Below are 4584 nucleotides of genomic sequence, written 5' to 3'. Positions count from 1 at the left end.
GTCTATGTCAGCCACAAGCTGGACGAGGTCTTCGAGATCGCCGATATGGTGACGGTGCTGCGCGACGGGCGCCACATCTCGACCAAGCCGATCGGCGAGCACACCAACGACACGCTGATCCACGACATGATCGGTCGGCGCATCGACAATCTGTTTCCCCGCAAGCGCGGTGAGCCGGGCAGCAAGGTCGCCCTGTTCGTGGAAAAGCTCAGCACGGCGAGGAAGCTCAACGACGTGTCCTTCGAGGCACGCGCCGGCGAGGTTCTCGGCTTCTTCGGATTGATGGGTGCGGGCCGAACCGAGCTTGCCAAGGCAATCGTCGGCTACGACCCGATCACCTCCGGCATGATCGTCGTCGACGGTAGCCGCCTCGTGCCGCACGACACGCGTACCGGCGTCAAGCTTGGCATCGGCCTGCTTACCGAGGACCGCAAGAGTGAAGGGCTGATGGGCGAGCTGCCTGTCTACCAGAATGCCAGCCTCGCCTCGCTCGGCGCCTTCGCCCGCATGGGTTTCATCGACAAGGCGAAAGAACACCGAGCGGTGCAGGATTATGTCGACCGCTTCCGCATCAAGACCCCCAGCCTGTTCCAGCAGGTGAAGAACCTGTCCGGCGGCAATCAGCAGAAGGTGCTGATCTCGCGCTGGCTGATGCGCGGCCTGAAGGTGATCGTCGTCGACGAGCCGACCCGCGGCATCGATGTTGGCGCCAAGTCGGAAATATTCGCGCTGATCGACCGGCTCGCCGGCGAGGGGCTGGCGGTCGTTATGATGACGTCCGAGATGCCAGAGTTGCTCGGTCTTTCCGACCGGGTCGCGGTGATGTGCGAAGGCCGTTTGACCGCGATCATGTCGCGCGAAGAGGCCACCCAGGAGAAAATCCTAAATGCGGCGATCGGCTAAGACCATGACGCTTCGTGACATCGTTTCCTACGATCCGGCCCACCTCTTCGAAGGGAGCAAGCGATGAGCCTTGCAAGCACCGCTTCCGTGAAAGCCCCGCCATCCCTGCTGGCGCGGCTCTTCGCCCGCCAGGAACTGGCGCTGCTCGTCTGCCTCATCCTGGTGATCGTGTTCTTTTCCGTCACGGCGGAGAATTTCTTCTCCATGCGCAACATGACCAATGTGCTCGGGCAGGCCTCACTGGCGCTCACCGCCGGCATTGGCTGCGCCATCGTCTTCATTTCCGGCGAGGTCGACATCTCGATCGGATCGCTGCTCGCGACCATTGCCCTGCCGCTGATCATCATCATGAACGACACCAACTCGCTGCTGCTCGGTGTCAGCGGCGCGCTGCTGTTCGGTCTGATCATCGGTGCGGTGAACGGCTATCTCACCGCCTATGCCGGCATCAATTCGCTGATCGTGACGCTGGGCACCATGTTCATCATGCGGGGCGGCGTCTATCTCTACACCGGCCAGCGCGCGATCCCGGACGATGCGTCCCTCGACAGCTTCATCGCGCTGTCGGATGGCCGCTTGTTCAACATCATTCCGTATTCGGCGGTCATCGCGATCGTGCTGCTCGCGGCCTTCGCCTACATGATGCGGCATCGCCCGTTCGGACGGCAGATCTATGCCGTCGGCGGCAATCCGGAAGTGGCGCGGCTGGCGGGCTACGATGTGCGGCGCGTCAAGTTCATCTGCTTCATCATCAGCTCCCTGCTGGCGACGGTTGCCGGAATCATCCTGGCCGCCCGCGTCGGCTCGGCGCAGCATACGGCGGGTCTGAATTTCGAGTTCCAGGTCGTTGCTGCCACGGTGCTTGGCGGTGTCAGCCTCGCCGGCGGCATTGGCAGCCTGAGCGGCATGGCGCTCGGCGTGCTGATCTTGCAGTTCCTGTCCAACGGACTGCGCGGGCTCGGGCTGCCGACCGAATGGCAGCTGGTCATCACCGGCATGATCATCATCGCTGCCGTAGCCTTCGACGAGGCGAAGCGACGCCGGGCACAGGAGGCTGATATGGCTCGACTCGAAGCAAAGATCGCCGTCATCACGGGCGCCGCAGACGGCATCGGCTATGCGATCGCCGAGGCGATGGCGCGGGAAGGTGCGCATGTCTTCCTGGGCGACATCGCCGACAAGGCGGGCGAGGATTTCGCGGCGGCGCTACGCGCGGCCGGTTACCGTGCCGATTACGCGCATTGCGACGTGTCGCAGGAGGCCGATATCGTCAGCCTCATCGACAGCGCCGTCAAGAAGACCGGACGTCTCGACGTGATGGTCAACAACGCCGCTATCGCCATTGGCGGCATGCCGGTGCACGAGATGACAGACGAGCAGTGGCACCGGCTGATCGCGGTCAATCTGACCAGCGTATTTCGTGGCTGCAAATATGCACTGCCGCACATGATTGCGCAAAAAACCGGCTCGATCATCAACATGGCCTCGGCGCAGGGCCATATCGGCCTCGACGGCTGGACCGCCTATGCTGGCGCCAAGGGCGCGGTGATGGCAATGACGCGTCAGATGGCGGTCGAGTTCGGTCCGATGAACATCCGGGTCAATTCGATCTCGCCAGGCACCATCAACACGCCGATGAACGACAGGCTGATCAAGGAGATCGGCGGCAACCTCGCCAAGGCCTGGGTCAAGATGCATCCGCTCGGCCGCATCGGCGAGCCTTCCGAAGTGGCCGAAGCCGCAATCTATCTCGCCTCCGACGCCGCTGGCTTCACCACCGGCACCGACCTGCGCGTCGACGGCGGGCTGACCGCAGCACCCCGCTACGTGCCCGAACTGCTTTGACAACACGAAACGAGACATGAAATGAACAAGGCCCTCGAAGGCGTCCGCATCCTCGATTTCAGCCATCTGCTGCAAGGGCCGTTCGCCACCCAGCTGCTCGGCGACATGGGCGCCGACGTCATCAAGGTCGAGCGCGCCGGCGCCGGCGACATGTTCCGCGGCATGACCTTCTTTGCCAAATGGGTGGGCGGCTCCGAGAGCCCGAATTTCCTCGCCTGGAACCGCAACAAACGTTCGATCGCGCTTAACCTGAAGAGCCGCAAGGTTCACGCCATCCTCATGGAGATGGCCAAGAGCGCTGACGTGGTGGTGCAGAATTTCCGCCCCGGCGTGCTGGCCAAGCTCGGCTACGGCTACGAGGACTTCAAGGCTGTCAATCCGCGCATCATCTACTGCTCGGGCTCCGGCTATGGCGAGGAAGGTCCTTATGTCGAGCGCCCCGGCCAGGACATGCTGATCCAGGGACTTGCAGGGCTGATTGCCAACACCGGTCGCGGCGACCAGGCCCCGGTTCCCGCCGGCGCCGGTCTCGCCGACCAGATCGGCGCCATGAACATGGTCTACGGCATCCTGTCGGCGCTCTACTATCGCGAGAAGACCGGCAAGGGCCAGAAGATCGAGGTCAATCTGCTGGCCGGTCTGATGGCGCATCTCAACCAGGAATATGTTGCCGTTCTCAATCTCGGCGAAGATTTCGTCCGGCCCAATTCCGGCATTGGCCATCCCGGTATGCAGGCGCCGTTCGGCATCTACGAGGCGAAGGACGGCGGCTACATATCGATCGCCATGAGCCCGTTCAAGACACTTTACGAGGTGCTGGAGGCGCCGCAGCTTGCCGTCTATGACGACCTGAAAACCCTGTTCGACAAGCGCGACGAGGTGTTCGACAAGGTCAATGCCGAGACCAAGAAGTTCGCCACGCAGGATCTGTTGGCGCGGCTGCTGGCAGTCGACATCTGGTGCGCCGAAGTGAAGGATATCCGCCGCGCGGCGGAGGACCCGCAGGTCAAGCATATGCGGATGATCACCAGCTATGATCATCCGCGCGGCGGCAAGGTGCGGGTGGTGGCACCCGCGGTCAAGATGAGCGAGACGCCCGCAACCATCGAGCGGCCGGCGCCGCTGGTCGGCCAGCATGGCCGCGAGATCCTGGCCGAGTTCGGCCTGTCCAAGGACGAGATTGCCGCATTGGAAGCGTCCGGTGACATGACCGTGGACGCGGCCTGACGATGCGAGCCTATCAGACACTTACGGTCGAAACTTCGGGCCGCGTCGCGATCGTCACCTTCCGGCGCGCCGACCAGCTCAACGCCATGAACCGGGTGATGCAAAGTGAGATCACCGAGGCCTTCGAGGCATTGTCGGACGACTCGGGCGTCGGCGCGATCGTGGTGACCGGCGAGGGGCGCGGTTTCATGGCCGGTGCCGACATCAAGGAATATGCCGCCCAGACAGCATCCGAGTTCGATACTTTCCAGGCTGCCGGCACGCGCATGTACGCGGCGATCGAGAACAACCCCAAGCCGGTGATCGCGGCAGTCAACGGCTTCGCGCTGGGTGGTGGCATGGAACTGGTCTTGTGCTGCGACATCGTCATCGCCAACCAGTTCGCGAAACTCGGCCTGCCCGAGATCAAGCTCGGGCTAATCCCCGGCGGTGGCGGCACCCAACGCAGCGTTGCCAAGCTCGGCCGCAACCGCGCCAACTTTTTGCTGATGACCGGCGCCATTGTGCCGGCCTCCGAATTCGTCGCTACCGGCCTGGTCAACGAGATCGTCGATGTCGATCGGCTGCTGCCGCGCGCGCTGGAACTTGCCGAAATGATCGCTGCCGAGC

The 4584-nt window shown here is 63.2% G+C and carries 4 protein-coding genes; all 4 read left to right on the top strand.

Going from position 1 to position 4584, the window contains the following annotated elements; genetic code table 11:
* Positions 1-903: sugar ABC transporter ATP-binding protein (locus tag EN993_RS31825; protein ID WP_164757942.1), on the top strand; the 903-nt coding region annotated here is incomplete at its 5' end.
* A 63-nt stretch (positions 904-966) separates the two neighbouring features.
* Positions 967-2748, top strand: coding sequence for a glucose 1-dehydrogenase (locus tag EN993_RS38100; protein ID WP_127265744.1), 1782 nt, complete (start codon positions 967-969; stop codon positions 2746-2748).
* A gap of 21 nt (positions 2749-2769) precedes the next feature.
* Positions 2770-3975, top strand: a complete 1206-nt coding sequence (locus tag EN993_RS31815) for a CaiB/BaiF CoA-transferase family protein (protein ID WP_127265742.1) — start codon at positions 2770-2772, stop codon at positions 3973-3975.
* Between the two features lie 2 nt (positions 3976-3977).
* Positions 3978-4584, top strand: a 607-nt coding sequence (locus EN993_RS31810; protein WP_164757941.1) for an enoyl-CoA hydratase/isomerase family protein, incomplete at its 3' end; no start/stop codon positions are given.

Source organism: Mesorhizobium sp. M7D.F.Ca.US.004.01.2.1, assembly GCF_003997785.1.
GTDB lineage: Bacteria > Pseudomonadota > Alphaproteobacteria > Rhizobiales > Rhizobiaceae > Mesorhizobium > Mesorhizobium loti.
This window is presented reverse-complemented; position numbering and strand designations above follow the sequence as displayed.